General features: G+C 71.7%; 27 protein-coding genes. 11 read left to right on the top strand and 16 right to left on the bottom strand.

The features are described 5' to 3' along the window. Window positions 1-91: 91 nt before the first annotated feature. Window positions 92-985, bottom strand: coding sequence for an NYN domain-containing protein (locus ACWGKT_RS44425; RefSeq protein ID WP_356148093.1), 894 nt, complete (start codon window positions 983-985; stop codon window positions 92-94). 171 nt (window positions 986-1156) lie between these two features. On the opposite strand from ACWGKT_RS44425, the gene ACWGKT_RS44420 reads away from it, so the two are divergent. After that, window positions 1157-1309 (top strand): hypothetical protein, encoded by a 153-nt coding sequence (locus tag ACWGKT_RS44420; RefSeq protein WP_356148092.1) that lies wholly within the window; start codon window positions 1157-1159, stop codon window positions 1307-1309. A 138-nt stretch (window positions 1310-1447) separates the two neighbouring features. Here ACWGKT_RS44420 and ACWGKT_RS44415 read toward each other — a convergent pair whose 3' ends face one another. From ACWGKT_RS44415 to ACWGKT_RS44400, 4 genes are all read right to left on the bottom strand, one after another. Next, complete coding sequence (locus ACWGKT_RS44415; RefSeq protein WP_453278173.1) at window positions 1448-2053, bottom strand: MarC family protein; 606 nt, start codon at window positions 2051-2053, stop codon at window positions 1448-1450. Window positions 2054-2110: 57 nt separating this feature from the next. After that, window positions 2111-2968, bottom strand: a complete 858-nt coding sequence (locus ACWGKT_RS44410) for a PHP domain-containing protein (protein ID WP_356148088.1) — start codon at window positions 2966-2968, stop codon at window positions 2111-2113. A gap of 109 nt (window positions 2969-3077) precedes the next feature. After that, window positions 3078-3719: a DUF6758 family protein gene (locus ACWGKT_RS44405; protein WP_453278172.1), complete on the bottom strand. Its 642-nt coding sequence runs from the start codon at window positions 3717-3719 to the stop codon at window positions 3078-3080. A 285-nt stretch (window positions 3720-4004) separates the two neighbouring features. Then, window positions 4005-4589 (bottom strand): suppressor of fused domain protein, encoded by a 585-nt coding sequence (locus ACWGKT_RS44400; protein ID WP_453278171.1) that lies wholly within the window; start codon window positions 4587-4589, stop codon window positions 4005-4007. 518 nt (window positions 4590-5107) lie between these two features. On the opposite strand from ACWGKT_RS44400, the gene ACWGKT_RS44395 reads away from it, so the two are divergent. Further along, the gene (locus tag ACWGKT_RS44395) at window positions 5108-6241 is read left to right on the top strand and encodes a magnesium and cobalt transport protein CorA (protein WP_356148082.1); all 1134 of its coding nucleotides are present in this window, start codon (window positions 5108-5110) and stop codon (window positions 6239-6241) included. A gap of 41 nt (window positions 6242-6282) precedes the next feature. Then, window positions 6283-6798, top strand: a complete 516-nt coding sequence (locus ACWGKT_RS44390) for a hypothetical protein (protein ID WP_356148080.1) — start codon at window positions 6283-6285, stop codon at window positions 6796-6798. Window positions 6799-6838: 40 nt separating this feature from the next. On the opposite strand, the gene ACWGKT_RS44385 is transcribed toward ACWGKT_RS44390, so the two are convergent. Next, window positions 6839-7600: a hypothetical protein gene (locus tag ACWGKT_RS44385; RefSeq protein ID WP_453278170.1), complete on the bottom strand. Its 762-nt coding sequence runs from the start codon at window positions 7598-7600 to the stop codon at window positions 6839-6841. 211 nt (window positions 7601-7811) lie between these two features. On the opposite strand from ACWGKT_RS44385, the gene ACWGKT_RS44380 reads away from it, so the two are divergent. The 3 genes from ACWGKT_RS44380 to ACWGKT_RS44370 are packed head-to-tail and all read left to right on the top strand — an operon-like array spanning window position 7812 to window position 10867. After that, window positions 7812-9095 carry a magnesium transporter MgtE N-terminal domain-containing protein gene (locus ACWGKT_RS44380; protein WP_356148075.1) on the top strand — a complete coding sequence of 428 codons (1284 nt, stop codon included), beginning with the start codon at window positions 7812-7814 and terminating at the stop codon, window positions 9093-9095. Beyond that, the gene (locus ACWGKT_RS44375; RefSeq protein ID WP_356148072.1) at window positions 9085-9690 is read left to right on the top strand and encodes a DUF1003 domain-containing protein; all 606 of its coding nucleotides are present in this window, start codon (window positions 9085-9087) and stop codon (window positions 9688-9690) included. The genes ACWGKT_RS44380 and ACWGKT_RS44375 overlap by 11 nt, the downstream gene beginning before the upstream one ends. A 43-nt stretch (window positions 9691-9733) precedes the next feature. Then, window positions 9734-10867, top strand: a complete 1134-nt coding sequence (locus ACWGKT_RS44370) for an Mrp/NBP35 family ATP-binding protein (protein WP_453278169.1) — start codon at window positions 9734-9736, stop codon at window positions 10865-10867. A gap of 156 nt (window positions 10868-11023) precedes the next feature. Here the strand turns inward: ACWGKT_RS44370 and ACWGKT_RS44365 are convergent, their stop codons facing one another. The 5 genes from ACWGKT_RS44365 to sigE form a co-directional block, all read right to left on the bottom strand. After that, entirely contained in the window at window positions 11024-11695 is a 672-nt protein-coding gene (locus ACWGKT_RS44365; protein WP_235460468.1) for a hypothetical protein, read from the bottom strand. Between the two features lie 265 nt (window positions 11696-11960). Continuing rightward, window positions 11961-12416 (bottom strand): sec-independent translocase, encoded by a 456-nt coding sequence (locus ACWGKT_RS44360; RefSeq protein ID WP_453278168.1) that lies wholly within the window; start codon window positions 12414-12416, stop codon window positions 11961-11963. 157 nt (window positions 12417-12573) lie between these two features. Beyond that, window positions 12574-14775 (bottom strand): trypsin-like peptidase domain-containing protein, encoded by a 2202-nt coding sequence (locus tag ACWGKT_RS44355; protein ID WP_453278167.1) that lies wholly within the window; start codon window positions 14773-14775, stop codon window positions 12574-12576. A gap of 133 nt (window positions 14776-14908) precedes the next feature. Further along, complete coding sequence (locus ACWGKT_RS44350) at window positions 14909-15913, bottom strand: zf-HC2 domain-containing protein (protein ID WP_453278166.1); 1005 nt, start codon at window positions 15911-15913, stop codon at window positions 14909-14911. Continuing rightward, window positions 15910-16626: an RNA polymerase sigma factor SigE gene (gene sigE / locus ACWGKT_RS44345; protein WP_453278177.1), complete on the bottom strand. Its 717-nt coding sequence runs from the start codon at window positions 16624-16626 to the stop codon at window positions 15910-15912. Before sigE ends, ACWGKT_RS44350 begins: the two co-directional genes overlap by 4 nt. A 223-nt stretch (window positions 16627-16849) precedes the next feature. On the opposite strand from sigE, the gene ACWGKT_RS44340 reads away from it, so the two are divergent. Next, a complete protein-coding gene (locus tag ACWGKT_RS44340; protein ID WP_356148220.1) occupies window positions 16850-17548 on the top strand; it encodes an O-methyltransferase in 699 nt (232 codons plus the stop codon). A gap of 74 nt (window positions 17549-17622) precedes the next feature. On the opposite strand, the gene ACWGKT_RS44335 is transcribed toward ACWGKT_RS44340, so the two are convergent. Further along, window positions 17623-17790, bottom strand: coding sequence for a DUF3117 domain-containing protein (locus ACWGKT_RS44335; protein WP_018544333.1), 168 nt, complete (start codon window positions 17788-17790; stop codon window positions 17623-17625). A gap of 371 nt (window positions 17791-18161) precedes the next feature. Between ACWGKT_RS44335 and chcB the strand changes: the two genes are divergently transcribed. Then, complete coding sequence (chcB, locus tag ACWGKT_RS44330) at window positions 18162-18965, top strand: 2-cyclohexenylcarbonyl CoA isomerase (RefSeq protein WP_356148219.1); 804 nt, start codon at window positions 18162-18164, stop codon at window positions 18963-18965. Here chcB and ACWGKT_RS44325 read toward each other — a convergent pair. Both ACWGKT_RS44325 and ACWGKT_RS44320 read right to left on the bottom strand, forming a co-directional pair. Then, the gene (locus ACWGKT_RS44325; protein WP_356148060.1) at window positions 18962-19570 is read right to left on the bottom strand and encodes a DNA-3-methyladenine glycosylase I; all 609 of its coding nucleotides are present in this window, start codon (window positions 19568-19570) and stop codon (window positions 18962-18964) included. The two genes, chcB and ACWGKT_RS44325, sit on opposite strands and share 4 nt — an antisense overlap. Beyond that, window positions 19567-19917, bottom strand: coding sequence for a DivIVA domain-containing protein (locus ACWGKT_RS44320; protein WP_356148057.1), 351 nt, complete (start codon window positions 19915-19917; stop codon window positions 19567-19569). Before ACWGKT_RS44320 ends, ACWGKT_RS44325 begins: the two co-directional genes overlap by 4 nt. A 126-nt stretch (window positions 19918-20043) precedes the next feature. Between ACWGKT_RS44320 and folP the strand changes: the two genes are divergently transcribed. Further along, a complete protein-coding gene (gene folP / locus ACWGKT_RS44315) occupies window positions 20044-20904 on the top strand; it encodes a dihydropteroate synthase (RefSeq protein WP_453278165.1) in 861 nt (286 codons plus the stop codon). Between the two features lie 24 nt (window positions 20905-20928). Here the strand turns inward: folP and ACWGKT_RS44310 are convergent, their stop codons facing one another. Next, window positions 20929-21687 carry an LOG family protein gene (locus ACWGKT_RS44310; protein WP_235459847.1) on the bottom strand — a complete coding sequence of 253 codons (759 nt, stop codon included), beginning with the start codon at window positions 21685-21687 and terminating at the stop codon, window positions 20929-20931. Window positions 21688-21801: 114 nt separating this feature from the next. Next, complete coding sequence (gene dapE / locus ACWGKT_RS44305) at window positions 21802-22881, bottom strand: succinyl-diaminopimelate desuccinylase (protein ID WP_453278164.1); 1080 nt, start codon at window positions 22879-22881, stop codon at window positions 21802-21804. A gap of 94 nt (window positions 22882-22975) precedes the next feature. Between dapE and ACWGKT_RS44300 the strand changes: the two genes are divergently transcribed. Beyond that, window positions 22976-23965, top strand: coding sequence for a heavy metal transporter (locus ACWGKT_RS44300; protein WP_453278163.1), 990 nt, complete (start codon window positions 22976-22978; stop codon window positions 23963-23965). A 310-nt stretch (window positions 23966-24275) separates the two neighbouring features. Next, window positions 24276-24740 carry an ATP-binding protein gene (locus ACWGKT_RS44295; protein WP_356148047.1) on the top strand — a complete coding sequence of 155 codons (465 nt, stop codon included), beginning with the start codon at window positions 24276-24278 and terminating at the stop codon, window positions 24738-24740. The last annotated feature ends 160 nt before the right edge of the window (window positions 24741-24900 follow it).

The following is a 24900-nucleotide window of genomic DNA, read 5'->3' as shown; positions in this document are numbered from 1 at the left end:
CCTCTCATCAGGCACTCCGGAGCTTTCGATGTTCACTCCGGCATAGAAACACAAGCCACAGAGTCACAACCAGCCACTTTCGACACACGCCCTAGTACTGCCCCTGCAAGTGCTCCCAGAAGCCGTCCCGCAGGGCGCGGCGCAGATCCGCCTGACCGCGCAGGGAGTACTGGAGCAGGCCCTCGGCCTCGACGAGGAGGTCCTGGTCGACGGAGCCGGGCAGGTAGGGGTGGCCCGGGAGCAGTTCCATCAGGGCCTCACGGCCGCGGGAGGACAGCCACTTCGCCGCGATCTGGGCGCCGACGAAGCGGACGTCCTCGCGGGTCGGGCGGTTCGCCGTGGGCTCGTACGCGGGAGCGGTGCGGCGGGAGACGTACGGCTTGAAGAATTCGAGGTCGAAGGTGCGCTGGCTGTCGACCTCCCAGAGCAGCGGCTCGGCCTGGTTGCGGCCCTCGGGTGCCTCGATGCCCCAGAGGTGGACGCGGGCGCCGTACCCCTGCGCGGCCTCCACCGCCGACACCAGGTCCTCGTCGCCGCCGATGAGCGCCGCGTCGCTGATGGCCCGGTGCCGGGCGAGTGACTCCAGGTCGGTGCGGATGAGTGAATCGACGCCCTTTTGCTGGTTGTTGGCGTTGAGGTTGCCCAGGCGGACCTTGACGTCCGGGAGTTCCGCGACGGACTGCTGCTCGGCGGTGTGGATGCGGCGCCGGGCGCCGTCGTACCAGTAGACCCGCAGCAGCCTGCTGTCCGCGAAGATCGTGCGGGCACGGTCGATGAGCGCCTCGATCAGGCCTTCGGCGTCGAGGTCGAAGGCGCGGCGGTCCTCCGTCCCGGCCACCAGCCGTCCCGCCGCCGCGTACAGATACCCCGCGTCCACGAAGATCGCATGGGTCGAGGGCGTCTTCGCCACTTCGGCGAGCATGCGCTGGAGCAGCTCGTTCGTGCGGTCGATACGGGCCTGGAGGGCCGCGAGGTCGTCGTTCATCGCCTCCATTGTCCCGGCGGTCACGCTGCGAACACAACCGGTCCCGATCAGTCCTACGAGTGCCGCTTACCGGTCAGTAATTAGACGTTCGAAAAATTTCTTTAGCGTAGGGAATGTTTGTAACACGCACGTCGTTGACTAGGACAGAACGAAGCGACGAAGGGAGAAGCCATGCGCTTCGAAATCATGCGACTCGACGAGATCAACGGGACCACCGTGGACAGCACCGTCGTGGACGCCGCCTCCGTCAACCGGATCGTTCAGCAGGCCGCCGCCATCGGGCAGCGACTGTGGATCCGGCCGGCCGAGACCACGGCCTCGTAACAGACGCGGATCACACCACTCACGCCGATCGGCACCGATGCCGATCACCCCTGACGCGGATCACCGCTGAAGCTTCAGAGCCCCCGCACGGCACCACTGCCGTGCGGGGGCTCTGCGCGTACGAGCGAGGCGTGCCGCTCAGCCGCCCTTGATCACTTGGGCGATGCCGTTGATGATCTGCTGCACGGCGATCGCGGAGAGCATCATGCCCGCGAGCCGCGTCACCAGGACCACGCCGCCGTCCCGGATGACCCGGATGATCAGCAGCGAGTAGCGCATCACCAGCCACAGCACGACGTGGATCGCGAGGATCGCGCACCACACCGACACCTGCGTGGCGACGGTGTCGGCCTTCTGCACGGCCAGGATGACGGACACGATGGCGCCCGGGCCCGCGAGCAGCGGCATGCCCAGCGGAACGAGCGCGACGTTGACGTCCTTGGTCTGCTTCGGCTCGTCCGTCTTGCCGGTGAGCAGGTCGAGCGCGATCAGCAGGAGCAGCAGTCCTCCGGCGATCATCAGCGCCGGAACGGAGACGTGCAGGTAGTCGAGGATCTGATGGCCCAGCAGGCCGAACGTGGCGATGACCCCGCCGGCCACGCAGACGGCCTGGAACGCCATGCGCTTCTGCACCTTGGTGGGGCGGCCGGCGGTCAGGGCCAGGAAGATCGGCGTGATCCCGGGGGGATCCATGATGACGAACAGGGTGAGGAACAGGGAGCCGAAGACGGCGACGTCGAACATGCGTGAACAGGCCTAAGCAGGAAGAAAGGTGGATGTGGGCGCGGGGGGGGGTGGGTCTCAGGCCCCGCCGGTCCCCGGCACCGGGAACGCCCCGGTCGCCCGCCGGGTGATCTCCCCGTACACCTCGGGGTCCGTCGTGTACGCGCCCAGCGACACGGTCTTGCGGCTGCCGTGGTAGTCCGAGGACCCCGTGACCAGGAGCCCCAGCTCCTTCGCCAGCCCGCGCAGGCGTTCGCGCGCGTCGGCGTCGTGGTCCATGTGGTCGACCTCGATGCCGTCGAGGCCGGCCGCGGCCATCTCGGCGATGGCGGCCTGAGGCACCGTACGGCCCCGCTTGGCGGCCGCCGGGTGTGCGAAGACGGCGACGCCGCCCGCACCCTTGACCAGCCGGATCGCCTCGAAGGGGTCGGTCTCGTGCTTGGGCACATAGGCCCGGCCGCCGTCGGAGAGCCACTGCTCGGTGAACGCGTCGGACACGGTCGGTACGACGCCGAGTTCGACGAGCGCGGTGGCGACGTGCGGGCGGCCGACGGAGCCGTCGCCGGCGATGCGGCTCACCTGCTCCCAGGTGACCGGCACGCCCAGCCCGTTCAGCTTGGCGATCATGCCCTTGGCCCGCGGCACCCGGTCGTCCCGGACCAGCTCGCGCTCGGCGAGCAGGGCGGGCTCCTCGGGGTCGAAGAGGTAGGCCAGCAGGTGCATGGAGATGCCGTCGATACGGCAGGACAGCTCGGCGCCCGTGACGAGGGTGAGCCCCTCGGGCAGCGCGGCGACGGCCTCGGCGTGTCCGCGGGTGGTGTCGTGGTCGGTCAGCGCGACGACGTCCAGACCGGCCGCGGCGGCGTTGCGAACCAGCTCGGCCGGGGTGTCCGTGCCGTCGGAGGCCGTGGAGTGGCAGTGCAGGTCGATGCGCACGACGCGGACTCCAGGCGGTGACGGGGCGGACGGGGACACCTAAGGATAGCGGGGATCCAGGGGTGCCCTGTCACACCCGCAACCGGGATGCGCCCCCTACAGTCGACGCTCAGGGTTGCAGCAGTCTCGGGGACAGCGCCCCGCAGGGCACCAGCTCCACCTCGGCTCCCGCGTCCCGCAGGTCCGTCAGCACCAGCTCGTCGTACATCAGCATGCCCGTCTGCTCGGGCCAGACCACCGCCCACAGCCACATGCCGAGCGCCTCGCCCGCGAAGACGGCACGGTCGACCGGGCTGTCGGAGACGTGCCAGAGAGGGGTCGGGCGGCCGGCGGCCAGCACCTTGGCCTGGGCCGGCTTCTCGACGTTCATGTACGGCCCCGGGTCCGGGCCGTCGAGGCCCGCGTAGCGCGCGCCGAGGCCGACACCGAGCTCCTCGGCGACCAGGATCAGCTCGCCCATGCCGCCGAGCGGTCCGGGTCCCGAGCAGGCCACGGCCGTCGCCCGGCCTCCGCTGCGGTCGTCACCCGCGCAAGCCACGCCCGTGAACAGCCAGCCCACCGGCAGCGGCCAGGGCATCCACACCGGCACCTGCGTGCGATGCACCACGACGCTGAGGGCCTCGACGCTGGGCGGGATCACGGGCTGTACCGGATGCACGGTCCCGTGCACATCGCACTGCCACGAATCGGCGAAGAGTCCGGGAGCCCTGACCCGGCCACCACACTTCGGGCAACTGGGTTCGCCCCTCATAGGGCTCCACGGTCCTACCCTCGCTCCCCCACGTCAAGGACGATCACCCGTCCGGACGGAACCGGGTCCCCCCGAGAAACTAGATGCACCCCGCATCAATCACTGCGGCCAATCCCGGTCCCGCCGTCCATCGCCCAGGGCCTGGCCGGCACCTCGGACTCCGCCGGCCGACCGGCCGGCCACCGGGCGGGCCGAGGTCCTGGGCGTCCCCGTACGGCCCAACGCCAGCGTCTTTGCCAACTGGCCGATTCCCGACTTGCGTTGGTGAGATCGGTCACTCCCGGCTCAGTCGAGCGGTACGGAACCTCGGAGGGGGTCCCGCAGATCCGTGCCGTTCGTGAGCCAGCGCTCCTGGAGGGCCTGGGCGCCGTGGACGCGCTTCCAGGCGGCCTCGTTCGGGGTCATCGGCAGCAGCGGCAGGAACCGTACGGGATCCATCGGCTCGTCCAGCTCCAGGTCCTCGACCAGGCCGCCCGGTTCGGCGACCAGGACCGAGGTGAACGGAGCGCCCGGCCACAGCGGATCGCCCACGTCCAGGGAGGCGCCCGGAGCCACCACCACACCCTCCACCTGCGGGGACGCGGCGAGCACGGCGAGCGCCCGGAGCACCTTGTCGGTGTCGGCGCCGCCCGCGCGCACGGAGAGGACCAGCTCGGCGCGGGGGCCCTTGACGGGGTCGGCGAGCATCGCCGTGGGGTCCGTCATGGGGTGCGCGGACATGCCCAGGGTGGCGTAGCGGACGATGTCGCCCTCCTGGAAACGCAGCACCTCCATGCGGTCCGTACCGAGGAAGGTGACCGCCGCGCGCGCGGACGGTTCACCCAGAGCGGTGCTCAACCGAGCCTCGACAAGGGGAAGAACATCAACCATGCGGTGAGCATAGAACTCGTCAGTACCGGGCAAAGGCGCGCCTTGACTCTTCGGGCGGCTGATACTCTGAGCCGGTGGTTCGGGGCAGCACGCAGAAGCGTCGCGATCGAGTCCCGACACCGATGAGACTCCCCCAGGGGGGATGGATCGTCCCTCACGAGGGACCGGCCGGAGGAGGTGGGGCTGCGATGGACCGAAGTCGACCGTGCAGTACCACCCGCTTTTCCTGCCGCTGATACAGCTGCTCCAGCTCGTCTGCCTGGCCGCCGCCTTTCGCATGCGTGCGTGCGCCTTTGTCATCGCACGGAAGAGCACTTCGTTTCGTTTTGCCTGATCTGTCTGATCTGCATCAGAAGCCGAATCAGCAGCGAAGCCCAAGCCCGCCACCGCGACGGTGCGGTGCTCCCCGCTTTGTGGACGTGCCAAACATCCCGCAGTCAGGACGTCCCCATTCCGGGCAGTTCCACCCGTCGAAGCGGACCTCGGTCGCCTCGCCGCTTGTTGCGAAGGAGCCTGCCATGTCGATGATCCGCGACCTGCGTGCCGTGGTCCGTCCCTCCCGTCCGTCGCTGCGCAAGAGCGGTGTACGGCTGGACGCCGGCGCGTACGACACCACGCGCGACCCCTCGACCCCCTCGGCCGTCGTCGACTGCGCCGTGTACCGCGACGGCGCCCGCGTCGAGACGCCGAAGCCGCTCACCCCGCACGAGGCGATGCGCCTGGTGCGCCGGGACGGCGGGTTCGTGTGGATCGGCCTGCACGAGCCGACCGAGGCTGAATTCTCCGGTATCGCCGGTGAGTTCGGGCTGCACCCGCTGGCGGTCGAGGACGCGGTGCAGGCGCACCAGCGACCGAAGCTGGAGCGGTACGACGACTCCCTCTTCACGGTCTTCAAGACCATCCACTACGTGGAGCACGACCAGCTCACCGCCAACAGCGAGGTCGTGGAGACCGGCGAGGTCATGTGCTTCACCGGGCGGGACTTCTTCATCACCGTCCGGCACGGCGGGCAGGGCTCGCTGCGGGCACTGCGTCACCGTCTCCAGGACGACCCGGAGTTGCTCGCCAAGGGCCCCTCGGCGGTGCTGCACGCCATCGCCGACCACGTCGTCGACGGCTACATCGCGGTCGCGGACGCGGTGCAGGACGACATCGACGAGGTGGAGACGGAGGTCTTCTCGCCGGGCCGCAAGGGCGGGGTGTCCCGCGGTGTGGACTCGGCCCGCATCTACCAGCTCAAGCGCGAGGTCCTGGAGTTCAAGCGCGCGGTCTCGCCGCTGCTGCGTCCGATGCAGCTGCTGAGCGAGCGTCCGATGCGGCTCATCGACCCGGACATCCAGAAGTACTTCCGGGACGTCGCCGACCACCTCGCCCGGGTCCAGGAGCAGGTCATCGGCTTCGACGAGCTGCTCAACTCCATCCTTCAGGCCAACCTCGCACAGGCGTCGGTCGCGCAGAACGAGGACATGCGCAAGATCACGGCCTGGGCCGCGATCATCGCCGTACCGACGATGGTGTGCGGCGTGTACGGCATGAACTTCAAGTACATGCCCGAACTGCACTGGAAGTACGGCTACCCGGTCATCATGGGCGTCACGGTGGTCCTGTGTCTCGGGATCCACCGCACGCTGAAGCGCAACGGCTGGCTGTGAGGGACGGCCGGGCCGGCCGGGTGCCTGGATAGGCTGGGCGCATGACAAGCGAGCTGCTCGACCAGGCCCTCGTCGAGGAGGCCACGAAGAAGTCCGGCCTCATCTGGGTCAAGGGCGCCGGTGCCCCCGCCGCGCGTGCGCTGTGGCACGTCTGGCACGAGGGCGCGGTGTGCCTGGTCGGCGACGGGCCCGGGGAGCAGCCGCTGCCCGGGCTGACCGACGGCGGCTCGGCCGAGGTGACCGTCCGGAGCAAGGACAAGGGCGGCCGGCTGGTCACCTGGCCGGCGTCGGTGTCCGAACTGCCCGCCGGCTCCCCCGAGTGGGAGGCGGCGGTGGCCGACCTCAAGGCCAAGCGGCTGAACGCCTCGGACGGCGAGGCGATGCCGGAGCGCTGGGCACGTGAGTGCCGGGTGGTCCGCCTGACGCCGACGGGCACCTCGGCGCCGCTGCCCGACACGGCCCTGGCCGAGCCGCCGCTGCCGTCTCCGGCGACGACCCGCCGACCCGTCCCCGCGGGGCTGCCGCGGCTGCTGATGAAGCGGCGCAAGCGGAAGTAGCCGCACGCGACCGGCCGCACGCGACCGGAGGGGCAGCTTCCTAGGACGTCGGGAGTTGCTTGCCGTAGTCGACCGTCTCGTCCGACGGGGGCTTCTTCACGGTGAAGTCCATGCCCCACTCGGAGAAGCCGAGTGTGCCCGCGCCGCCGCCCCGGACCAGGCGGAGCGGATACGGCTTGCCGACCAGGGAGACGTCCAGCGTGCCGCCGGAGCCCTTGTCGCCGGTGATGCGGATGGTGCGGGTGCCGGACTGCTCGTGGTGCCCCTCGGTGGCCAGCGTGCCGTGCAGGGTGAGCAGGCCGTCCAGGAGCAGGTCCTTGTCCGTGAAGCCGCTGAACTTCTTGTACGCCGGATCCGCCTGCGGCACCTTCACGTACTTGCCGTCGAGCTTGCCCGCGGTCGCCTTGTCCGAGCCCTTGCCGCCGGCGGCGCCGTCCTCGTGGCTCCAGAACTCCGCGTCGGCCTTCAGATACAGCTGCTCCCCGACCCGCAGCAGCTGGAAGGTCGCCCCCTCCGCCGTGACCGACCCGATGCCGCCGTCCTGCTTCAGGCGCATGTCGAGCTTGTAGGTGTGTCCGCTGGTGACGACCGTGCCGGACAGGTGCACCGCGGCGACGGAGTCGGCCGCCGCCCTGGTCTTGCTCTGGATCTTGTCGGGCGCGAGCTTGCCCACCCCGTTGGTGCCCGCGTCCGGATCCTCCTCGTCGCACCCCGTGAACGCCACCGTTCCCAGCACGACCAGCGCGCACGTCGCGGTCAGCGCCACGGCGCGGCGCATTCGGCCCTGTGGAATCGCAGTCACTGGTGGGGCTGCCTCTCTGACGGGTCCTGACCGGCGTACCGCAGCGTACCGGGGCCGCCCGCGCCGAGCGGAGCCAGTCCGTCCGGACCGCTCACCAGGGCGCATCGGATCGGTACGGGCTAGCCTGAACCCCACTGAGCGGGCAATTCGGAAGAGGAACTCGATACCAGGCCACACACCGCACTCCCGCACGTGAGAAGGAAGCACAGCCATGGCAGCCGGCGCTCCCCGGATCTTCGTCTCGCACCTCGCCGGTGTCGCCGTCTTCGATCCCGCCGGCGACCAGGTGGGCCGGGTGCGCGACCTCGTCGCCATGCTCCGCGTCGGCCGGCGGCCCCCGCGCCTGCTCGGCCTGGTCGTCGAACTGACCACCCGGCGCCGCATCTTCCTGCCCATGACCCGGGTCACCGGCATCGAGTCCGGCCAGGTCATCACCACCGGCGTGGTCAACGTCCGCCGTTTCGAGCAGCGGCCCACCGAGCGGCTGATCCTCGGCGAGCTCCTCGACCGCCGGGTCAAGCTCGTCGAGACCGACGAGGAGGTCACCGTCCTGGACGTGTCGGTCCAGCAGTTGCCGGCCCGCCGCGACTGGGAGGTCGACCGGGTCTACGTCCGCAAGGGGAAGAAGGGCGGGGCCTTCAGGCGCGCCAAGGGCGAGGCGCTGACCGTGGAGTGGTCCCAGGTCACCGGGTTCTCCCTGGAGGAGCACGGGCAGGGCGCCGAGAGCCTGCTCGCCACCTTCGAGCAGCTGCGCCCCGCCGACCTCGCCAACGTCCTGCACCACCTGTCCGCCAAACGGCGGGCCGAGGTCGCCGCCGCCCTCGACGACGACCGCCTCGCCGACGTCCTCGAAGAGTTGCCGGAGGACGACCAGATCGAGATCCTCGGCAAGCTGGCGGAGGAGCGCGCGGCGGACGTCCTGGAGGCCATGGACCCGGACGACGCGGCCGACCTGCTCGCCGAGCTCCCCGAGGCGGAACAGGAGCGGCTGCTGAGCCTGATGCGGCCCGACGACGCGGCGGACATGCGGCGCCTGATGTCGTACGAGGAGCACACCGCGGGCGGCCTGATGACCACCGAGCCGATCGTGCTGCGGCCGGACGCGACCGTCGCCGACGCCCTCGCCCGCGTCCGCAACGCCGACCTGTCCCCCGCCTTGGCCGCGCAGGTCTACGTCTGCCGTCCGCCCGACGAGACACCGACCGGCAAGTACCTCGGCACGGTCCACTTCCAGCGGCTGCTGCGCGACCCGCCGTACACCCTGGTCAGCTCGCTGGTCGACGACGACCTGCAGACGCTCGACCCCGACGCGTCGCTGCCCGTCGTCGCCGGGTTCTTCGCGACGTACGACATGGTGGCGGTGCCCGTCGTCGACGAGGCCGGGGCGCTGCTGGGCGCGGTGACCGTGGACGACGTACTGGACCACATGCTGCCCGAGGACTGGCGGGAGACGGAGTTCCATCTGGACGAGGGGGCGGCGGCCAGTGGTTCCTGAGCGCGAGACCGGTCCCCGTGAACGTGTCCCGGTGGGCGCCACCGCCGCGGGCCGGCCCCGCACGCCGCGGCTCGACCAGCCGCGCCCGCCCCGGCGCCGGTACCTGCCCGAATGGGACCCGGAGGCCTTCGGACGGCTGTCGGAGAAGATCGCGCGCTTCCTGGGCACGGGACGCTTCATCGTCTGGATGACGATCGTCATCATCCTGTGGGTGCTGTGGAACATCGTGGCGCCGGTGGGCCTGCGGTTCGACCAGTACCCGTTCATCTTCCTGACCCTGATGCTGTCCCTGCAGGCCTCCTACGCCGCCCCGCTGATCCTGCTCGCGCAGAACCGGCAGGACGACCGCGACCGGGTCAACCTCGAACAGGACCGCAAGCAGAACGAGCGGTCCATCGCGGACACCGAGTACCTCACGCGCGAGATCGCCGCGCTGCGCATGGGTCTGGGCGAGGTGGCGACCCGCGACTGGATGCGCTCCGAGCTGACGGACCTGACCAGGGAGCTGGAAGAGCTGCGGCGTCACGACGGCCATGTCGTATTCCCGGCGGAACGGACGGAACGGCCGCCGGGGCGTGACGCAGACGACCGTTGAGGGGCTACCCGGACGCCCCTGGGATCGCCGTACCATCGTCCTTATGGCTACGGAAGACGCGGTGCGCGAGGCACTGGCGACGGTGAACGACCCCGAGATCAACCGACCCATCACCGAACTCGGGATGGTCAAATCGGTGGAGATCGGTGAGGACGGAGCGGTCGCGGTCACCGTGTACCTGACGGTTTCCGGCTGCCCCATGCGGGACACGATCACGCAGCGCGTCACGGAGGCGGTCTCCCGGGTCGACGGCGTCACCGCGGTCTCCGTCACGCTGGACGTGATGAGCGACGAGCAGCGCAAGGAGCTGGCGACCGCCCTGCGCGGCGGCCAGGCGGACCGCGAGGTCCCCTTCGCCAAGCCGGGCAACCTGACCCGGGTCTACGCGGTCGCCTCCGGAAAGGGCGGCGTCGGCAAGTCCTCGGTGACGGTCAACCTGGCGGCGGCGATGGCCGCCGACGGCCTCAAGGTGGGCGTGGTCGACGCCGATATCTACGGCCACAGCGTGCCGCGCATGCTGGGCGCGGACGGCCGTCCGACCCAGGTCGAGAACATGATCATGCCGCCGTCCGCGAACGGCGTGAAGGTCATCTCCATCGGCATGTTCACCCCGGGCAACGCCCCGGTCGTGTGGCGCGGCCCGATGCTCCACCGCGCCCTCCAGCAGTTCCTGGCGGACGTGTACTGGGGCGACCTCGACGTCCTCCTGCTGGACCTGCCGCCCGGCACCGGCGACATCGCGATCTCGGTCGCCCAGCTGATCCCGAACGCCGAGATCCTGGTCGTGACGACCCCGCAGCAGGCGGCCGCCGAGGTCGCCGAGCGCGCGGGCTCCATCGCCGTCCAGACGCACCAGAAGATCGTCGGTGTGGTCGAGAACATGTCGGGCCTGCCCTGCCCGCACTGCGGCGAGATGGTCGACGTCTTCGGCACGGGCGGCGGCCAGACGGTCGCCGACGGCCTCACCCGTACGACGGGTGCGACGGTGCCGGTGCTCGGCAGCATCCCCATCGACGTCCGCCTGCGCGAGGGCGGCGACGAGGGCAAGCCGGTCGTCCTGACCGACCCCGACTCCCCGGCCGGCGAGGCCCTGCGCGCCATCGCGGGCAAGCTCGGCGGCCGCCAGCGCGGCCTGTCGGGCCTGTCCCTGGGCATCACCCCGAAGAACAAGTTCTAGAGCCATACGGCTTCCACGCCAGGCACGGCCACGCAGGCCACGCACGCCAAGGGGCGCCGCCTTCACGGACGGCGCCCCTTGGCGTGTGCCCTGCTCCGCGAACGTGGTCTCGGTTCGCGGTCGTGCTCGGTGCGACCGGCGGTCTGCCCGGTGCGCCTAGGCGTAGGCCGCGATGTCCTTGATCATCGCGAAGCCGAGGCCGTATGCGCTCATGCCTCTTCCGTACGCCCCCACGTGCACCCCTTCCTGGGTGGAACCGGCGAGTACCCAGCCGAACTCGGACTCGCGGTAGTGGAAGGGCGTGGGGACGCCGTCGACGGGCAGGGACAGGGTCGACCAGTCGGGGCCGGCGAGGTCGTCCGCGAGGACCCAGGCCGTCTCCGTCTGCTGCTCCAGCCAGTCGTCACGCAGGCTGTGGTCCATCTGGCCGGGCCAGGTGAACGACAGCAGTCCCACACCGGCCAGCCAGGCCGCCGAGGAGACCGAGGTGGCCTCCAGGAAGCCCGTGCCGTCCGCGCTGCGCCGGGAGGGGTTGGCCGCGACGGTGACCACGACCGCGAACTTCTCCCGGGGCTCGTTCGCGGAGCCGACCGCGTACTCGTTCTTGACGGAGGGTTCGTCGCCGTGTCCGATCGAACCGTGCTCGACGGCGCCGTCAGCCGCCGTACCGACCTGCATCAGCCAGCGCGGCCCCGTGAAGGCCTCGTCGAGGCCGTACCACGGGAAGGGCGCCAGCAGGTAGCCGTCGACCGTGCGCCGGGCGGAGGGGAACTGTTGTCCGCCCTCCGCGTCCGGCGCCTGCGCGACTGCCCGACTTGTCGTCTCCATGTGCCCGGACGCCTCCTCGCTCTCGTCGGACCGGGGTGGCCCGCCCCCCTACGGGCGTACTCGTCCGGTCCGCACAACAACTCGGCAGCATATCCACACCACCGAGGCGGGCAGGGAAACCGCCCGCCGCGTGGGTCGCGCGGAAGGCCGGTTCAGGCCGCGCGGGGCGCGTCCACGGTATGAAACGCGTCACGTCCCGGCGCGGGGGCGCACCGGGACGCGCAGGTCGGGGGCGTACGGGCGGAGCACTACGGGCGTACGACGCTCAGGTGGCGTCCGCGTCGAAGGGCGGACGGTCGTCCTTGCCGGAGTCGTCGGGCTTCTTGGTCATGTCGATACGGCCGCCGGACGAACCCGAGGAAGACGACGAGGAGGACGACGACGCGGAGGCGTCGCTGTCGCGGCCGTGGACCGCGTCCGTGACCTCGGCCATCTCCTTCTTCAGGTCGAAGCCGTTGCGGATCTCCTTCAGCCCCAGTTCGTCGCCGTCCAAGTGCTTGCGGATGTACGTCTTGGGGTTGAGGTCCTCGAACTCGAAGTCCTTGAACTCCGGACCCAGTTCCTCGCGGATGTCCTGCTTGGCGCTCTCCGAGAACTCTCGGATCTTCCGGACCGTGCGCATGACGTCCTGGATGACCTTCGGGAGCTTGTCCGGACCGAACACGAGCACGGCGAGCACGACGATCGTGACCACCTCTAGCGGTCCTATGTCATTGAACACCTGAAGCTCCTTGCGATGTCCTCGGTCGGTTAACGGTACCCGGCGCACCTGTCCGACCGGTACCGTCCCGAGGTGTCCGTGTGGGTGTAGGGCACCGGTTTTTCGCATTGTTTGCCTTGTGGGACCGTGTGCCGGGTTCTGTCCTGTGACGTTTCCGTCAGTTGCGGTCCGACGATCCGAGCACCAGCGAGACCTCCCGCGGCCTGCCGTCGCGCTCCACGGTCAGGCGCAGCCGGTCGCCGGGGCGGTGGGCACGGGCCCTGACGACCAGCTCTTCGCCGGTGTGGACGCGGGTGCCGTCGATCTCGGTGATGACGTCGCCCGGCTCAAGACCGGCCCGGTCGCCGGGGCCTCCCGCGATGACGCCGGAGCCGCCGCCCGCGCTCTTGGTGTCGATCCGGGCTCCGTCCCCGCCGTAGCCCATGTCGATGGTGACTCCGATCACCGGGTGGGTCGCCCTGCCCTTGTTGATCAGCTCCTCGGCGACGCGCCTGGCCTGATTGACGGGGATGGCGAAGCCCAGGCCGATGGAGCCCGCCTGGCCGCCGTCCAGGTCGGAGCCGTTGTCCGCGGAGCGGATGGCCGAGTTGATGCCTATGACGCGGCCCTGTGAGTCGAGCAGCGGTCCGCCGGAGTTGCCGGGGTTGATGGGCGCGTCGGTCTGCAGCGCGTCGACGTACGACACGTCGCTCCCGTCCTGGCTGCCGCCGCCCTCCCCGCCGGCCGTGATGGGCCGTTCCTTGGCGCTGATGATGCCGGAGGTGACGGTGTTGGCCAGGTCGAAGGGGGCGCCGATGGCCACGACCGGGTCGCCCACCTGGACGTTGTCGGAGTTGCCGAGGGGCAGGGGCGTCAGCCCGTGTACGCCGGTGACCCGGACGACGGCGAGGTCGTAGCCGGTGTCCCGGCCGACGATCCTGGCCTTCGCCGTGTCGCCACTGCTGAAGGTCACGGTGATGTCGCCGCTCGACGCGGCGGGCTGGACGACGTGGTTGTTGGTGAGGATGTAGCCGCGCGTGTCGAGCACGAAGCCGGTGCCGGTGCCTTTCTCACCGCTGCCGCTCACGTGCAGGGTGACGACGCTGGGCAGCGCCCGGGCGGCGATCCCGGCCACGCTGTCCGGCGCGCGCCCGGCGGGCACCTTCCCCGCCTGCGGCAGCGATACGTCCCCCAGACCGCCGTCCCGCTCCAGGTACGCGCCCACGACCCCGCCGACGCCCCCGGACACGAGGCCGATCAACAGGGCCCCGCCGACCAGCACCCTCTTGGCCCGCTTCCGCCGCTGCTCCTTGGTGGGCACGGCCGCACCGGTCTGCTGCAGGGGCGCGGCGCCGCCGATCGGCGTGGACCAGGGGTCGTAGCGGTGCCAGGGGTCGGCGGGCGGGGTGGACACGTCCAGGGCCGGGGCGGGGGCCTGGTTCGGGGCGTCGACGGGGGTCGGGGAGCCCTGCGGGGGCACGACTGCGGGGGGCGTGACCGCGGGCCCCTGAGGCGGGACGGACGCCGAAGGCGGCGTGACGGCATGCCCCTGCGGCGGGACGGACGCCGCGGGCGGGGCCGGCGAGGTGGCCTCCACGGGTCCGGGGTGCGGCGCCGGAGAGGCGTGCCGCATCGGCGGGGCGAGCGGCGGCGAGGAGGCGCGCGGGCCCGAGGAGGCCTGCGCGGCCGTCCCGGGCGCCGATATCGCCGTACCGTGCGCGGGTGTGGCCGCCGGGTGCTGGACCGGCGGAGCGGGCGCCCAGGGGCCCGGCTCGCCGTACGGAGGGGTGCTGTAGGGGTCGGGGTCGTGCAGCGGCTTGGGACGCTCACCGGACGGACCGCGCGGGACGTCGGCCGACGGCATCCCCTCGCCCATCGCCGAGGACTCGACACCCGGCCCGCCCAGGGCCACGGCATCCTGCACGACCGCATCCGCGCCCACGACGGGCTCGTCGTCCCGCGGCCCGACCGACCCCGCATCCACCGCACCCGGCCCGACCTCCCGGCCTGCCCACTCCGCGGCCCGCACAGCCGGCTCGGCGTCCGCCACGACGGGCTCACCGCCCGGTGCGTCTCGCTCGGCGCCCGGGACTCCCCGTGCGCCCTCCTCCGCCTCGGACGCGGGCAACGGAGCCCTCAGCTCGAAGTCGCCCCCGGCGTCCGTAGCGGCGTCGGCCGCGGGCAGCGCGGGTTGTGGGAGTTCGAAGTCGCCGTCGGCCACTGGCGCCGTCGGGTGGGCGAGCTCGAAGTCGGGGTGGGCGTCGGACGAGGCGGACAGCGCCCCGGACCCGGCATCAGCCCCCGCCGCCTCCCCCCGAGGTCGGCTCCACCACTTCGCCTTGGCGGGCTTCGTGGGCCTTGGCGGGTTGCCCTCGTTCATGCTCTCCCCACGGCTGGCCGCGGCCCGGCGCGTCGTTGGTGGCCGCGGATGATCGACTCCGTGCCCACGGCAATACCCGGGCACGCCCCACCCAGGATTCAACCAGGTTCGTGGGACGACGCGCAGAGGCCGGTCAGGGGGCCGTTCGGGCGGGGTACGAGGGGGACGCCGTGGGGGTGGGCGCGGAGGCCGAGTCGGGGACGGGTGCGGCGAGCAGGCCGGGGCCCGGGGCCCTGACCTCGGGGGCCGCGGACCAGGAGGCCAGCGAGATCGGCGCGGCCGTGTTCAGCGGTCGTATCAGGGGCGACATGACGGCGGCGCCGGCCATCACCGGCGCCGACAGCCCGTGCCCCGTGCCCGGTGTCCGACCGGCGGCGGGCGGCTGCATTCCGGGCAGCAGCGGGGCGGACACCGAGGTCGGCATCGGGGCCTCGCCGAGGAGCGTGCTCTGCGTGAGCAGCGGCGCCGCCGAGCGCCGACGCTGGGTCTCGGGCGCCGAGGCCGCCGCGCCGCCCTGCGAGCGCGCGGGCGTCACATTGCTGCCCGCTCCGGAACCGCCGCGGGCGTCCGCGCCGGAACCGCTCGGGATGCCGGTGGTCACGCCGCCGAGCGCGACCGCGGCCAGCGACACCGCCCCGGCGGCGACGAACGCGAACCGCATCCCGCGCGAGGCGGCCCGGTCGGCGTCCGGGCGGCCGACGGGGTGGATGCGGAAGCCACGGTCGGCGGCGGGCACGGCCGAGCCATGGGGACCGGCGGGGACATAGCCGAACTCGAACGGCTCGTCTCGTCTCGCACCGAAGATTCCGCCGGCGGGCATGCGTCCGGCGGAAGTGCCGGGAAGACCTCCCCCGGACAGCGGGGAAACCCCGCCGTCCTCGTCACCTCCCCCAGGCAGACCCTGGAGGCGGGCCAGGAAGCTCTCGGAGGGCGACGGCGGGGCCGCCGCGGCGAAGACGTTCTTCAGTCGGCGCTGGGCGTCCACCTCCGCCTTGCACTTGGCACAGGTCGCCAGGTGGGCCAGGACGCGATCGCGCGACTCGTGACCGAGCTCCCCGTCCACCAGGGCGGAGAGACGGTCTCCCAGGTGCTGCTCTGCGAGGTGTCCCTCGGCAGGCTTCGGCCGTGATCCACTCACGCGGTCGCGCCCCCTCCTCCCAGTGCGGGCACACGGGCCATGAAGGAGCGCCGCTCGGCGGCACGGGCCTCCGGGGACCGGTGGGCGAGGGCCTTGCGGAGCTGGGAACGGCCACGGTGGATACGGGAGCGGACCGTGCCGAGCTTCACGCCGAGGGTCGCGGCGATCTCCTCGTACGACAGTCCTTCGATGTCGCACAGGACGACCGCGGCACGGAACTCGGGCGCGAGGGTGTCGAGGGCCTGCTGGACGTCCGCGTCGAAGTGCGCGTCGTTGAAGACCTGCTGCGGGGTCGGCTCCTTGCTGGGCAGGCGCTCGGCCGCGTCCTCCCCCAGCGCGTCGAAGCGGATGCGCTGCTTGCGCCGGACCATGTCCAGGAAGAGGTTTGTGGTGATGCGGTGCAGCCAGCCCTCGAAGGTGCCCGGCGTGTACGTCGACAGGGAGCGGAAGACGCGGACGAAGACCTCCTGCGTGAGGTCCTCGGCGTCGTGCTGGTTGCCCGTGAGGCGGTAGGCCAGGCGGTAGACGCGGCCGCTGTGCGTGCTGACGATCTCCTCCCAGGTGGGCGGAGTCCACGCCTGCCCGTCCGCGTCGGTGGAGAAGGTCGCGGTCTGGGCGTCACCGGCGGCGGGGCCGGCGGCGTGATGGTGGTCAGCAGCGGTGTCGTTCACGGATTTCGGCCTGCCCGCCGATCCGAGAAAGCGCCGCAGCACTCCTCCCCGATCCACAGGCGCAGCCGCACCTCCCCTGTCGGCTCTGGTGGTGTCCAGTGGAGCCCCTACCATAGCCACCTCGCCCGTTAGCTCCGGATAAGCGGTTTTACGAGAATTTGATCTGGGCTGACACGGCTCATACGCCTGTGCCAGCACTTGCTCGTCGTCGTGATCCATCCGTGTCCCCCCGCTCTGTCTCCCACCCCTCTAAACGCCCGGTCCCATCTGCGGGTTCCCGACACCAACGGATACAGTCACGCCCAGGCAACCACGGGGACAGGAGAGGGTCATTACCGGCAACCGGCTGACGAGCTGGGCGTTCGCCGACGCCTTTGTCGCCGAGGACGACGCGCTGCGCTGGGCCCGTGAGCGGGCCCGGGAGGCAGGGCTGCGCTCGGTGTCGCCCGGCACGGGCGCCGCGCTGCGGTTGCTCGCGGCCACCGTGGACGCCAAGGCGGTCGCGGAGATCGGCACCGGCTGCGGCGTCTCCGGGATCCATCTGCTGCACGGCATGCGGCCGGACGGCGTGCTGACCACCGTGGACCCCGAGCCGGAGCACCAGCAGTTCGCCCGGCAGGCGTTCCGCGCCTGCGGCTTCGCCAGCAACCGGGCCCGCTTCATCCCGGGCCGCGCCCTGGACGTGCTGCCCCGGCTCGCGGACGCCGGCTACGACCTCGTCTTCTGCGACGGCGACCGGCTGGAGTACCTCGACTACCTCGCTGAATCGTTGCGCCTGCTGCGTCCGGGCGGAGTGGTGGTCTTCGAGGGCGTCTTCGGCAACGGCCGCACGGTGGACTCGGGACCGCAGCCGACCGAGGTGCTGCGGCTGCGGGAACTGCTGCGGACCGTACGGGAGAGCCAGGAACTGGTGCCGTCCCTGCTGCCGGTGGGCGACGGGCTGCTGTGCGCGGTCAGGCGCTGACACACCTGTGAGCATGCAACTGCCCCGGCATCGCAGCGATGCCGGGGCAGTTGAAAGGTATGGTCGCTGGCGCGTCAGACGACGACTTTCTTGAGGGCGTCGCCGAGCGCCTCGGCCTCGTCAGGGGTCAGCTCGACGACGAGCCGACCGCCGCCTTCGAGCGGAACGCGCATGACGATGCCCCGCCCCTCCTTGGTCACCTCGAGCGGGCCATCACCCGTCCGCGGCTTCATGGCCGCCATGCTCGTTCCCCTTCCTGAAACCAGCTCATCGTCTGCCGACGGCCCTGGAGGGCACGCGCGGTCCGTGCAGGACACGCGACACCGGCATCGAACACATTGCTTCCAAGCCATTATCCCGCATCTCAGGACCCGATGACCAACATCAGTCGGCATCGCTTGGGCAACGCGCGCGAGCAAAACCACTCAATTCGGGGATGTGGCTGCGATACTTCGCCACCGCGCGGACATCTGCCGACGCGAACCCGATCGGATTTGTTTGACGCAGGTCACACGACCGGTCCGGCCCATGGACGGTGATCTCCGCCATGCTGTCCCTCGGACAGGGACGTACCGTGCGGTACGTCAGAGCCGCGACACCGGAGGGATACGCCATGGCCGACACCGTGCTCTACGAGGTGAGCGACGGGCTCGCGACGATCACGCTGAACCGCCCCGAGGCGATGAACGCGCTGAACATCGCGACCAAGGTCGCCCTCCGGGACGCGGCACAGGAAGCGGCGGCCGACGGAACCGTGCGGGCGATCCTGCTCACCGCCGCCGGGGACCGGGCGTTCTGCGTGGGCCAGGACCTCAAGGAGCACATCGGCCTGTTGGCGTCGGACCGCGAGACCGGCTCCGGGCAGACGATGTCCACGGTGCGGGAGCACTACAACCCGATCGTGCGGGCGCTGGCCGAGGCGCCGAAGCCGGTGGTCGCGGCGGTGAACGGGGTCGCCGCCGGGGCGGGCCTCGGGTTCGCGCTCGCGGCGGACTACCGGGTGGTGGCGGACACCGCGTCCTTCAACACGTCGTTCGCGGGCGTCGCCCTGACCGCCGACTCCGGGATCTCCTGGACGCTGCCCCGGGTCGTCGGCCCGGGCCGCGCCGCCGACCTGCTGCTCTTCCCGCGGAGCATCAGCGCCCAGGACGCCCACGACCTCGGCATCGCCAACCGCGTCGTCCCGTCCGCCGAGCTGCGGGCCGAGGGCGCGAAGGTGGCGCGGGCGCTGGCCGACGGGCCGACGGTGGCGTACGCGGCGATCAAGGAGGCCGTGGCCTACGGGCTCACCCACTCCCTGGACGAGACGCTGGGCAAGGAGGACGAGCTCCAGACCCGCGCGGGCCGCTCCGAGGACCACGCCATCGCCGTCCAGGCGTTCGTGAACAAGGAGAAGCCGAAGTACCTCGGCCGCTAGCGGGTGTCGGACGGGCTGGTCGCGGCCGTTCTGCTGACGCAAGTCTCCAGGTGGTCGTCGACCAGCCCGCACGCCTGCATCAACGCGTACGCCGTCGTCGGGCCGACGAAGCGCAGGCCCTGCTTCTTGAGCGCCTTCGACAGGGCCGTGGACTCCGGGGTGACCGCGGGGACGTCGGTCAGGGCCCTCGGCACGGGCCGGGCGGCCGCGTCGGGGGCGTGGGACCAGATCAGGGTGTCCAGCTCGCCCGGGGACCAGTCGGCCAGCACGCGCGCGTTGGCGAGCGTCGCGTCGACCTTCGCGCGGTTGCGGATGATGCCCTCGTCGGCGAGGAGCCGCTCCCGGTCCTCGTCGGTGTAGGCGGCGACCTTCTCGATCCTGAAGTCGGCGAAGGCGGCGCGGAAGCCGGGCCGGCGGCGCAGGATCGTGATCCACGACAGGCCCGACTGGAAGGCCTCCAGGCTGAGGCGCTCGAAAAGGGCGTCGTCGCCGTGGACGGGGCGGCCCCACTCCTCGTCGTGGTACGTCAGATAGTCCGGGGCGGACAGGGCCCAGGGGCAGCGCGGCAGGCCGTCGGGGCCGGGCTGGGTGGCGTCGTCGCTCACTGCTGGTCCTCCGGGGCGGGCTTGGCCGGCCGGGCGTGCGCGGCGGCCCGGGCGCCCGCCAGCGCGGACTCCAGGTCGGCGATCCGGGCGTCCCGCTCGGCGAGTTCGGCCGCGAGGCGGCCGAGGGCGTCGTCCACGTCCGCCATGCGGTAGCCGCGCGCGGTGAGCGGGAAGCGGAGGCTCTCCACGTCCGCGCGGTGGACGGGGCGGTCCTGGGGCAGCGGGTCCTGCAACCGCTCCGGCGCCGCCTCGGGCAGCGGCCCGCTCTCGCCGCCGCCCACCACGGCGAGTGTCACCGCGGCGACCACGACGGCGAGCGCGACGACCAGGAACAAGAACATAACCATCGCTGGGTCCCCACGCTTCGGTGTGCTCGTTGTCGAAAGTGTCTGGGTCCGATCGTGCCATGCGAGTCTGACAGCTAGGGTCGCAGGCGGCCGTGGTCGGGGACGTACGAGGAGAGGTCACAGGGCATGCTCAGGCTGGGCAGGCGGGAATTCGAGCCGCACGAGCCGGTGATCATGGCGATCGTGAACCGGACCCCGGACTCCTTCTACGACGGGGGTGCCACCTTCCGGGACGAGCCGGCGCTCTCGCGTGTGGAGCAGGCGGTGGCCGAGGGCGCCGCGATCATCGACATCGGCGGGGTCAAGGCAGGGCCCGGGGACGAGGTCACTCCACAGGAGGAGGCGCGACGGACCGTCGGCTTCGTCGCGGAGGTACGGCGGCGCTTCCCGGACGTGATCATCAGCGTGGACACCTGGCGGGCCGAGGTCGGGGAGGCGGTCTGCGAGGCCGGGGCGGATCTGCTGAACGACGCGTGGGGCGGTGTCGATCCCCGGCTGGCCGAGGTCGCGGCGCGGTACGGGGTGGGCCTGGTGTGCACGCACGCGGGCGGTGCCCAGCCGCGGACCCGGCCGCACCGGGTGACGTACGACGACGTGATGGCCGACATCCTGCGGGTGACCGTGGGGCTGGCCGAGCGGGCGGTGGCGCTCGGCGTGCCCCGGGAGTCGGTGCTGATCGATCCCGGGCACGACTTCGGCAAGAACACCCGGCACAGCCTTGAGGCGACGCGGCGGCTGGAGGAGATGGTGGCGACGGGCTGGCCGGTGCTGGTGTCCCTGTCCAACAAGGACTTCGTCGGGGAGACGCTGGACCGGCCGGTCAAGGAACGGGTGTTGGGGACCCTGGCGACGACCGCGGTCTCCGCGTGGCTCGGCGCGCAGGTGTACCGCGTGCACGAGGTCGCCGAGACGAAGCAGGTCCTGGACATGGTGGCGTCGATCGCGGGCCACCGTCCTCCGGCAGTGGCCCGCCGCGGCCTGGCCTAGGCCCCCGCTCGCCTCCGAGAGGCCCTAGCGCCCCGCCTCCTTCGACACCAGCGCCACCGCTTCCTCCACGTCGTCCGTGACGTGGAACAGGAGCAGGTCCTTTTCGGAGGCCTTGCCCTGGGCGATCACGGTGCTCCTCAGCCAGGTGACCAGACCGCCCCAGTACTCGCTGCCGAAGAGGACGATGGGGAAGCGCGTGACCTTCTGGGTCTGCACGAGGGTGAGGGCCTCGAAGAGTTCGTCCAGTGTGCCGAGGCCGCCGGGAAGCACCACGAAGCCCTGGGCGTACTTCACGAACATCATCTTCCGGACGAAGAAGTACCGGAAGTTGAGGCCGATGTCGACGTAGGGGTTGAGGCCCTGCTCGAAGGGCAGCTCGATGCCGAGGCCGACCGAGGTGCCGCCCGCCTCGCAGGCACCCTTGTTGGCCGCCTCCATCGCGCCGGGACCGCCGCCGGTGATCACCGCCCAGCCGGCCTCCACCAGCCCGCGGCCGAGCCGTACGCCGGCGTCGTACTCCGAGGAGTCCACCGGAGTGCGCGCCGAGCCGAACACGCTGATCGCGGGCGGGAGTTCGGCCAGGGTGCCGAAGCCCTCGATGAACTCCGACTGGATCCGCAGGACCCGCCAGGGGTCCGTGTGGACCCAGTCGGACGGGCCGCCCGCGTCCAGCAGGCGCTGGTCCGTCGTGCTCGCGGTGACCTGCTGCCGCCGCCGGAGGACCGGCCCCAGGCGCTGCTCCTCCGGTGGCTGCTTCTTGCCCTCGGGGTTGCCAGTAGCCATGTGCGCTCCCTCCGCGTGCAGGTGTTTCCACGCCAGAGTAGATCCAGCCGGGTTACGCACGGGGGACGTGAGCATGTCCGCAATGAAGCGCCCGCCCCACGCCCTTCGCCCGCGTCAGCTGGTCAGCCACTCCCGCAGACGCTCCTCGCCCGCCAGGATCTTGGCGATTTCGACCCTTTCGTCCCTCTTGTGCGCCAAGTGCGGATTGCCGGGTCCGTAGTTGACCGCGGGGACGCCCAGGGACGAGAAGCGGGACACGTCGGTCCAGCCGTACTTCGGTTGCGGGGTGCCGCCGACGGCCTCGATGAAGGCCGCCGCGGCCGGATGCGAGAGTCCCGGCAGGGCGCCGCCGCTGTGGTCGTCGACCACGAACTCCTCCACCCCGCAGTCCGCGAAGACCTCGCGGACGTGCGCGATCGCCTCCTGCGCGGTCCGGTCGGGGGCGTAGCGGAAGTTGACCGTGACCACGCAGGCATCGGGGATGACGTTGCCGGCCACACCGCCCGAGATGCCCACCGCGTTCAGACCCTCGCGGTACTCCAGGCCGTCGATGACGGGGTAGCGCGGCTGGTACGCGGCGAGGCGGGCCAGGATCGGGGCGGCGGCGTGGATCGCGTTGGAGCCCATCCAGCCGCGCGCCGAGTGGGCCCGCTCGCCGCTCGTCCTGAGCAGCACCCGCAGGGTGCCCTGGCAGCCGCCCTCGACCTGGCCGTCCGAGGGCTCCAGGAGGACGGCGAAGTCGCCCGCCAGCCACTCGGGGTGCGCCTCGGAGACGTGCTTGAGGCCGTTCAGGTCGGCGGCGACCTCCTCGTTGTCGTAGAAGACGAAGGTCAGGTCGCGGTTGGGAGCGGGCACCGTGGCCGCGATGCGCAGCTGCACCGCCACGCCGGACTTCATGTCGCAGGTGCCGCAGCCCCACAGGACCCCGTCCTCGTCCAGCCGCGACGGCACGTTGTCGGCGATCGGCACCGTGTCGATGTGACCGGCCAGGATCACCCGCTCGGCGCGGCCCAGGTTCGTGCGGGCGACGACGTTGTTGCCGTACCGGTCGACGGTCAGGTGCGGCAGGGCGCGCAGGGCGGTCTCGATCGCGTCCGCGAGCGGCTTCTCCGTGCCGCTCTCCGAGGGGAAGTCGACGAGGCGCGCGGTCAGCGCCGCGGCGTCCAGCGTGAGATCAAGCGAGGTGTCGGCCATGGTGACGACCCTAACGCTCCCCCGCCCGGCGGCGGTCCGCAGCGGCCGCCCCACCCGCCGCTGCGGCCCCGGCGGCCTCCAGTACCTTGTACGCGTGCCAGAGCCGTCCCCCCAACCTCCCAAGCGTCGTGGCCGCCTCTTCCGCTTCAGTTCGGCGGTCGCGGTCCTGTTGGCCCTCGCGGGCTACCTCGTGGTGCAGTACGTGACCGGAGGCACGGGTGCCCCGGGCTGCAAGGTGGTCTCGGGCAGAGGGGGCGGGCCCCAGTACGAGTTCAGCCCCGAACAGGCGGTGAACGCGGCGACGATCGCCGCCGTCGGCACCGGGCGCGGCATGCCGGAGCGGGCCGTGGCCATCGCGCTGGCGACCTCGCTGCAGGAATCGGGGCTGCACAACATCGAGCACGGCGACCGTGACTCGCTCGGCCTGTTCCAGCAGCGCCCCTCGATGGGCTGGGGCACCGAGAAGCAGATCATGGACCCGACGTACGCGGCGGGCATCTTCTACGAGCACCTGGCCAAGGTCCCCGACTACAAGCGGCTTCCGCTGACCGTGGCCGCGCAGCGCGTGCAGCGCAGCGGCTATCCGGAGGCGTACGCCAAGCACGAGCCGGACGCCTCGCTGCTGGCCGCGGCCCTGACCGGGCAGTCGGCGGCCACGCTGACCTGCCAGGGGCGGCCGGAGGTGAGCACCGAGGCCTCGGCCACGGGTCCGGACGCGGTGCGGGCCGCGCTGGTACGGGACTTCGGGCGGGACGCGTTCCAGGAGACCGGCGCGGAGGTGAGCGCCACGACGGCGGCCTCGCCGTCCCCGAGCGCGACGGCCGGGGCGCACGGGCGGACCGTGACCGTGCCCGTGCCGCCGGCCGGCAAGGCCGACGCGGGCCGCACGGCGAAGGAGCGGGGCTGGCAGCTGGCCCACTGGGCGGTGGCCAACTCCTCGGCGCTGCACATCACGCGGGTGTCGTACGCGGGGCGGGAGTGGACCGCCGGGAGCACGGACAGCCACTGGCGGCCGACCGGCGCGCCGGGCACCGCGGGCGCGGAGCGGTCGGCGGGTTCCGTGCGGATCGTCACCGGGCAGTAGTGCGGGGCTTCGCCCGGAAGGGTCATGGCGCGCGGCGCGCGGTGACGATGTGCGCAGGTTTTCGTGCGGTCACCCGCGGATGCGCCAAGGCCCTTGGAAACGCGGCGCGGTAAGGATTCTGCGGGCTCCACAGAACGGCGCCGTTTGCCCGTTTTTATCCACAACCGATAATGCGATGCGTTACCGACTCTTTACCTTTGGCGTCCGCAACCTTCGCGGGTTTCGAGCGGTAGTCACTGCGTCCGAGCCCGGGATCAACTGCCGGGCACGGTCGGACACTTCCACGTTCTCTCCCGTCGAATGGAGCATCATGTCCCTCCCCCTGACCCGCCGGATCGCCCGTGTCGCGCTGCTCGTCGCAGCGGGAGCGGCCGCCGGGGTCGGTGCGGCCGGCTCCGCCAGCGCGGCCCCGGAACTCCCCGCCACCCCGAACCTGGGCGGGCTGACCGCCCTGGACGGGGCGCAGGTCGGCACCACCGTCGACGGCGCGACGCAGCACGTCACCGGCGTCGCGGGCGAAACCGGCGGCCAGGCGGTCAAGAAGGCGCTGCCGGCCGCGGGCAAGACCGGCGGCAAGGCCGTGAAGAAGGCGGCGCCCGCGGCGCAGAAGGCCGCCGGGGACGCGGCGGGCTCCGCCGGGGACCTCGTGGGTGACGCCACCAAGACGGCCACGAAGGGCGGACTGCCGACCGACTCCCTCACCAAGGGCGGACTGCCGACGCAGGGCCTGCCCACCTCGTCCCTGCCGACGAGCGGCCTCCCGCTGGGCGGCTGAGGCCGACCGCATGGCGACGGGGTCCCGGGCGCGGGAGCCCGCGACCCCGCCCGTTCCCCGGGGCGGGCGTGGGGGGGCCCGCCCAAAACGCCCGCCGCCCCCACCCCCCGGCCCCCCCCCCGGGGGGCGGCCCCCCCCGCCCGCTCAACCGGCGCGGCAC

Source organism: Streptomyces sp. NPDC054794 (genome assembly GCF_053611585.1).
This window is presented reverse-complemented; position numbering and strand designations above follow the sequence as displayed.